The sequence below is a fragment of the Kitasatospora sp. NPDC047058 genome, assembly GCF_040643935.1.
In the GTDB taxonomy this organism is placed as follows: Bacteria; Actinomycetota; Actinomycetes; order Streptomycetales; family Streptomycetaceae; genus Kitasatospora.
In genome coordinates this window covers 1-6,266 of the sequence record NZ_JBEYVJ010000382.1, presented here as the reverse complement: position 1 = coordinate 6,266, position 6,266 = coordinate 1, and the positions used below count along the sequence as shown (strand labels likewise).

The window sequence follows — 6,266 nt, the reverse complement described above, 5'->3', positions numbered from 1 at the left end:
CTGCTGGACGTCGTCGGCCTGAACCCGGAGTACATCAACCGGTACCCGCACCAGTTCTCCGGCGGCCAGCGCCAGCGCATCGGCATCGCCCGCGGCCTCGCGCTCAAGCCCGAGATCATCATCTGCGACGAGCCGGTCTCCGCCCTGGACGTCTCCGTCCAGGCGCAGGTGATCAACCTGCTGGAGCAGCTGCAGAGCGAGTTCAACCTCTCGTACATGTTCATCGCGCACGACCTCTCCATCGTCCGGCACATCTCCGACCGGGTAGGGGTGATGTACCTCGGCAAGATGGTCGAGGTCGGCTCCGATCTGGAGATCTACGAGCACGCGACGCACCCGTACACCCAGGCCCTGCTTTCGGCCGTTCCGGTGCCGGACCCGACGGCGCGCGAGGCCCGCGACCGGATCGTGCTCACCGGAGACGTGCCCTCGCCGGCCAACCCGCCGTCCGGCTGCCGCTTCCGCACCCGCTGCTGGAAGGCGCAGGAGCGCTGCGCGGTGGAGGTCCCGCTGCTGGCCGCACCGTCCTGGCTGGACGGGCTCGCCCGGCACGAGTCGGCGTGTCACTTCGCGGCGGAGCGCGAGATCGAGCAGGGCGCGGCGGAGCGCGACATGGGGCAGAGGACCCCGCCGGGGCCGGCAGCGGAGGGCCCGGCGCCGGAGGGCCCGGCGGCCGAAGGGCCTACCGGGGACGGCCCGCCGCCGGCCGCGCCGGAAAGCGATTGACACCACCGTCCGCATCCCGAGCCCGGGGCGCGTCCTCCAACCGGAGGGCGCGCCTTCGCGTTGTCCTGCGGAAACACCGGAATTCCATGGCCCGATTTGATCATTACGCTCCGTAAAGCATCGGATACCGGCGAATATTGTCCGCTATCCGGAAATCGGAATCGAGGGCTCCGGAAGCGTTATGCCGGAATTTGGCGAGCATTGTCACGACTTGGTCTGAGCATGTAATTGAAAAGAGATGTGACGTGGATTCCGTCGGAGGGGTCGGGTGATCGATAGTTGCTCTGCGCGTATCAGTGGTCACCTCGCCAACTGTGCGGATCGGCCCTGAGATGTCGACCCTCGCCATGCCCGGCACACCGAGTGGCGGGGCGCCGTTCGTTCGTAAGCCCCTAAAACGAGGAGCAGTTGAATGAGGCTCACCAAGACGATGCGTTGGACCGCGCTGGCGGCGTGCACGGCGCTCGCGATCTCCGCCTGCAGCACCGGCGGCGGCAAGAAGTCCACGGAGGGCGCGAACGGCGGATCCGGGAAGAAGGGCGGCTCGATCAGCATCGAGTCGGGTGAGCCGCAGCATGGCCTGGTGCCGCAGAACACCGCCGAGTCCGAGGGTGCCCACGTCCTCTCGGCGCTCTTCGCCGGCCTGGTCGACTACGACCACAAGGACAACTCGCCCCAGCTGCGCGTCGCCGAGTCGATCGAGAGCCCGGACGCGACCGTCTGGACGATCAAGCTCAAGGACGGCTACACCTTCCACAACGGCGAGAAGGTCGTCGCGCAGAACTTCGTCGACGCCTGGAACTGGGGCGCCAACCAGGACAACGCCGCCGAGGGCCTCCCGTTCTACGACAAGATCCTCGGCTCCGAGGAGCTGGCCCCGGGCAAGGACAAGAAGCCCAGCGCCAAGGAGCTCAAGGGCCTCAAGGTCGTCGACGACAAGACCTTCACGGTCACCCTCAAGGCGCCGTTCTCGCAGTTCAAGACCATGCTCGGCTACACCGCCTTCTACCCGCTGCCGAAGGCGTTCTTCACCGACCCGAAGGCCTTCGAGGAGGCGCCGATCGGTGACGGCCCGTTCCAGATGGACGGCAAGTGGGAGCACAACAAGCAGATCAAGGTCAAGCGGTACGAGAACTTCCCGGCGGCCGACGGAAAGGCGAAGCTGGATTCCGTCACCTTCAAGATTTACGACAAGCTGGAAACCGCGTACAACGACCTCCGCGCGAACAACATCCAGATCACCAACAAGCTCCCGGTCTCGGCGATGGCGACCGTTGCGCAGGAGTTCGGTGACCGCTACATCTACAAGCCGGAATCCGGCGTCGGTTACCTCGGATTCCCGATCGCGACCAACCCGGCGTTCGCAAAGCCGGACCTCCGCAAGGCGATCTCGATGGCGATCGACCGCGAGGCGATCACCAAGACCATCTTCTCGGGCACCCGCAAGCCCGCCGACGACTTCATCAGCCCGATCATTCCGGGATACCGGCAGGGCGCGCTCGGCGACACCGTGAAGTACAACCCGGCGAAGGCCAAGGAGCTGTTCACCCAGGCCGGCGGCCTGCCCGGGAACACCCTGGAGATCGGCTACAACGCGGACGGCGGCCACAAGGAGTGGATCGAGGCCGTCGGCAACCAGCTGAAGAACAACCTCGGCATCGAGGTCACCTTCAAGCCGTTCGAGAAGTTCGGCGCGATCCTCAACGCCCTCGGCGCCAAGCAGTACCAGGGCGCCTTCCGGTCGGCCTGGTCGATGGACTACCCGTCGATCGAGGACTACCTGCGCCCGATCTTCTCCAAGGTCGCGATCGAGAACGGTTCCAACTACGGCGGCTACGTCAACGAGGACTTCGAGGCCCTGCTCGCCAAGGCCGACAGCGCGAAGACCGAGGCCGAGGGCATCAAGCTCTACCAGCAGGCCGACGACATCCTGATCAAGGAAGTTCCGTACATCCCGATCTACACCTACATGTCGTCCGCGGCCTACACCAAGGACGTCAAGAACGTGGTGATCGACGCCCAGAACCGCATCGACCTCGCCAACGTCGAGCTGGCCTGACCGCGCACCAGCTGACCGGTACGTCCTGACGGGCGGCGCGGGCAATCCCCGCGCCGCCCGCCACCGGCGTGCCCCGAGCCACGAGGAGGCCCCATGGGCCGCTATGTGGTCCGCCGGATCATCCAGGCCATACCTGTGATCCTCGGCGCGACGTTCCTGATCTACGCACTGGTCTTCCTGCTGCCTGGTGACCCCATTACGGCACTGGCCGGTGAGAAGCGGGCCGATCCCACCGTGGTGGCGGTCCTGCGGGACCGGTACCACCTGGACGACCCGTTCTTCGTCCAGTACTGGGACTACCTGGTGGGTCTGTTCAAGGGCGATTTCGGCGAGGACTACCGCGGCAACGAGGTCGTCGACGTCATGACGAACGCCTTCCCGTACACCATCAACCTGGCGGTGACCGCGCTGGTCATCGAGATGGTGGTGGCCATCACCGCCGGTGTGGTCGCCGCCCTGCGGCGGGGCCGGTTCATCGACAACCTGGTGCTGATCTCGACCCTGATGGTCATCTCCATCCCGACCTTCGTGATCGGCTTCGTGCTCCAACTCGTGCTCGGGGTCAAACTCAACACCGACTACGGCTTCGACTTCTTCCCGGTCTCCTTCAACGAGGAGGCGGGCTTCCGGTCCTACCTGATGCCGGCCTTCGTGCTGGCCTCCACCTCGCTGGCGTACGTCGCCCGGCTCACCCGGACCAGCCTGATCGAGGTGATGCGCGCCGACTACGTGCGGACGGCGGTGGCCAAGGGGCTCAGCCCGTTCCGGGTGGTGGTCCGGCACGGGCTGCGCAACGCGCTCATCCCGATCGTCACCTTCCTCGGCATGGACCTCGGCGGACTGATGGGCGGGGCGGTGATCACCGAGGGCATCTTCAACATCCCCGGGGTCGGGCACCAGCTGTTCCAGTCCGTCTACCTGCGCGAACGGACCATCGTGGTGGGCATCGTGAGCGCCCTGGTGCTGGTCTACCTGTTCGCCAACCTGGTCGTCGACCTGCTGTACGCCGTCCTGGACCCGAGGATCCGCTATGAGTGAGCCCACGAAGAGCGAGAACACGACGGTGGCGATCCCGGGGCAGGCGGGCTCCGGGCCGGCCGCGGGCGGTGCGGCCGCCCCGGCGGCGGGCGGGGCCAAGGGCGGCGAGCGGGTCGCCAGCCTCTGGACCGACGCTTGGTACGACCTGCGGCGCAACCCGCTGTTCCTGATCGGCGGGTTCCTGGTGGTCTTCATGGTGGCGCTCGCCATCGCCCCGCAGCTGTTCACCGACGGGGACCCGTCCTCGGCGGGCTTCTGCAACCTGAACGACTCGCTGAAGCGGCCCAGCGCGGAGCACTGGTTCGGCTTCGACGTCCAGGGCTGCGACGTGTACACCCGCGCCGTCTGGGGCGCCCGGAACTCGATCATCGTCGGCATCCTGACCACCAGCCTGGTGGTCGCGGTCGGCGGCGCGTTCGGCCTCTGGGCCGGCTGGACCGGCGGGCTCTGGGACAGCACGCTCTCCCGGGTCACCGAGATCTTCTTCGCCATCCCGCTGCTGCTCGGCGGCATGCTGATCATGTCCACCTGGGGCAAGGGGAACGCCTGGACGGTCTCCGCGGTGATGGCCGTGCTCGGCTGGCCGCAGATCTACCGGTTGATGCGCTCGGCGGTGCTCTCCAACAAGCACAACGACTACGTCGTCGCGGCCAGGGCGCTCGGCGCCGGCACCGGGCGGATCGTCAGCCGGCACATCCTGCCGAACGCGGTCGCCCCGGTGATCGTGGTCTCGACCATCAACCTGGGCGTCTACATCGGCGCCGAGGCCGCGCTGTCGTACCTGGGCATCGGCATCCAGTCCCCGGCGATCTCCTGGGGCCTGATGATCAGCGACGCCCAGGCCCGCTTCCTGACCGCCCCCCACGTGCTGCTCTTCCCGGCCGCCGTGCTGAGCGTCACCGTGCTGGCCTTCATCATGCTGGGCGACGCGGTCCGCGACGCCCTCGACCCGAAGCTGCGCTGAGGAGGGCCGCGGACGATGAGTGACGTGACGAAGCCGTCGGGGTTGTCGAAGGACGCGGTGCCGCGCCAGGGCGCGGTGGAGGTGGCGGCCGGCCGCCGGGAGAACCTGGCACCCGGCACCCCGCTGCTGGAGGTCGACGACCTGCACATCGAGTTCCACACCCGGGACGGCGTCGCCAAGGCCGTCAACGGCGTGAGCTACGCGGTGTCGGCTGGGGAGACGCTGGCCGTGCTGGGCGAGTCCGGCTCGGGCAAGTCGGTGACCGCGCAGGCGATCATGGGCATCCTGGACATGCCGCCGGGGAAGATCACCGCGGGCGCGATCCGGTTCCGGGGGCAGGACCTGCTCACCATGAGCCCCAAGGCGCGCCGGGCGGTGCGCGGCCGGAAGATCGCGATGATCTTCCAGGACGCGCTGTCCTCGCTCAACCCGGTGCTCAGCGTGGGGTTCCAGCTCGGCGAGATGTTCCGGGTGCACCAGGGTGCCTCGCGCAAGGAGGCCAAGGAGAAGGCCGTCGAGCTGATGGAGCGGGTGCGCATCCCCGCCGCCAGGCAGCGCGTCGGCGACTACCCGCACCAGTTCTCCGGCGGTATGCGCCAGCGCATCATGATCGCCATGGCGCTGGCCCTGGAGCCGGACCTGATCATCGCGGACGAGCCCACCACCGCGCTGGACGTCACCGTCCAGGCCCAGGTGATGGACCTCCTCGCCGAGTTGCAGGCCGAGTTCAACATGGGGCTGATCCTGATCACCCACGACCTCGGCGTGGTGGCCGACGTCGCGGACAAGATCGCCGTGATGTACGCCGGCCGGATCGTCGAGACGGCCCCGGTGCACGACCTGTACGCGCGCCCGGCCCACCCGTACACCCGCGGCCTGCTCAACTCGATCCCCCGGCTGGACCAGAAGGGCCAGAACCTCTACGCCATCCAGGGCCTGCCGCCGAGCCTGCTGCGGATCCCGCAGGGCTGCGCGTTCAACCCCCGCTGCGACCGGGCGGAGGACCGCTGCCGGGCCGAACTCCCGCGGCTGGTCCCGGTGCTGGGCGCCGACGGGGAGGACCTGCCGGGCCGCCGCAGCGCCTGCCACTTCTGGAAGGAGACCCTCCATGGCTGAGCCCATCGTGGAGGTGAAGGACCTGGTCAAGCACTACCCGCTGACCCAGGGGATCGTCCTCAAGAAGCAGGTCGGCGCGGTGAAGGCGGTGGACGGCGTCTCCTTCGGCCTGCAGAAGGGGGAGACGCTCGGCATCGTCGGGGAGTCCGGCTGCGGGAAGTCCACGCTGGCCAAGGTGCTGATGAACCTGGAGCGGGCCACCTCCGGCCAGGTGCTGTTCAAGGGCGAGGACATCACCCGGCTCTCCGGCGCCGGGCTGAAGGCGGTGCGCCGGAACATCCAGATGGTGTTCCAGGACCCGTACACCTCGCTGAACCCGCGCATGACGGTCGGCGACATCATCGGGGAGCCGTTCGAGATCCA

6 protein-coding genes are annotated in these 6,266 nt (G+C 67.8%); all 6 read left to right on the top strand.

Annotation, left to right across the window (positions count from 1 at the left end; all coding sequences use genetic code 11):
- Positions 1-726, top strand: a 726-nt coding sequence (locus ABZ885_RS33395) for an ABC transporter ATP-binding protein (protein WP_360197116.1), incomplete at its 5' end; no start/stop codon positions are given.
- Between the two features lie 412 nt (positions 727-1,138).
- Positions 1,139-2,785, top strand: a complete 1,647-nt coding sequence (locus ABZ885_RS33390) for an ABC transporter substrate-binding protein (RefSeq protein WP_360197113.1) — start codon at positions 1,139-1,141, stop codon at positions 2,783-2,785.
- Between the two features lie 93 nt (positions 2,786-2,878).
- Positions 2,879-3,823: an ABC transporter permease gene (locus ABZ885_RS33385; protein WP_360197110.1), complete on the top strand. Its 945-nt coding sequence runs from the start codon at positions 2,879-2,881 to the stop codon at positions 3,821-3,823.
- The gene (locus ABZ885_RS33380) at positions 3,816-4,787 is read left to right on the top strand and encodes an ABC transporter permease (protein WP_360197107.1); all 972 of its coding nucleotides are present in this window, start codon (positions 3,816-3,818) and stop codon (positions 4,785-4,787) included. The genes ABZ885_RS33385 and ABZ885_RS33380 overlap by 8 nt, the downstream gene beginning before the upstream one ends.
- Positions 4,788-4,802: 15 nt before the next feature.
- Positions 4,803-5,903: an ABC transporter ATP-binding protein gene (locus ABZ885_RS33375; protein ID WP_360197104.1), complete on the top strand. Its 1,101-nt coding sequence runs from the start codon at positions 4,803-4,805 to the stop codon at positions 5,901-5,903.
- On the top strand, positions 5,896-6,266 hold a 371-nt coding region (locus tag ABZ885_RS33370), incomplete at its 3' end, for an ATP-binding cassette domain-containing protein (protein ID WP_360197101.1). The genes ABZ885_RS33375 and ABZ885_RS33370, both read left to right, overlap by 8 nt.

Coding starts and splice junctions, on each gene's coding strand:
- ABZ885_RS33375 (WP_360197104.1), top strand. CDS start 4,803: ATGAGTGACGTGACGAAGCCGTCGGGGTTGTCGAAGGACGCGGTGCCG.
- ABZ885_RS33385 (WP_360197110.1), top strand. CDS start 2,879: ATGGGCCGCTATGTGGTCCGCCGGATCATCCAGGCCATACCTGTGATC.
- ABZ885_RS33380 (WP_360197107.1), top strand. CDS start 3,816: ATGAGTGAGCCCACGAAGAGCGAGAACACGACGGTGGCGATCCCGGGG.
- ABZ885_RS33390 (WP_360197113.1), top strand. CDS start 1,139: ATGAGGCTCACCAAGACGATGCGTTGGACCGCGCTGGCGGCGTGCACG.